Source organism: Rosenbergiella australiborealis (genome assembly GCF_018494035.1).
In the GTDB taxonomy this organism is placed as follows: Bacteria; Pseudomonadota; Gammaproteobacteria; order Enterobacterales; family Enterobacteriaceae; genus Rosenbergiella; species Rosenbergiella australiborealis.
On record NZ_JABBFO010000044.1, the window covers coordinates 1 to 572 of the forward strand.

The following is a 572-nucleotide window of genomic DNA, read 5'->3' on the forward strand; positions in this document are numbered from 1 at the left end:
TTAGTGCCTTCGGGAACTCTGAGACAGGTGCTGCATGGCTGTCGTCAGCTCGTGTTGTGAAATGTTGGGTTAAGTCCCGCAACGAGCGCAACCCTTATCCTTTGTTGCCAGCACGTAATGGTGGGAACTCAAAGGAGACTGCCGGTGATAAACCGGAGGAAGGTGGGGATGACGTCAAGTCATCATGGCCCTTACGAGTAGGGCTACACACGTGCTACAATGGCGCATACAAAGAGAAGCGACCTCGCGAGAGCAAGCGGACCTCATAAAGTGCGTCGTAGTCCGGATTGGAGTCTGCAACTCGACTCCATGAAGTCGGAATCGCTAGTAATCGTAAATCAGAATGTTACGGTGAATACGTTCCCGGGCCTTGTACACACCGCCCGTCACACCATGGGAGTGGGTTGCAAAAGAAGTAGATAGCTTAACCTTCGGGAGGGCGTTTACCACTTTGTGATTCATGACTGGGGTGAAGTCGTAACAAGGTAACCGTAGGGGAACCTGCGGTTGGATCACCTCCTTACCTATAAGATACATGACTGCGTAGTGCTCACACAGATTGTCTGATGAAA

1 rRNA gene is annotated in these 572 nt (G+C 51.2%); it reads left to right on the plus strand.

What is annotated here, in order from left to right:
• A 16S ribosomal RNA gene (locus HGT73_RS14635) occupies positions 1-523 on the plus strand; the annotation flags it as partial.
• Positions 524-572 lie beyond the last annotated feature (49 nt).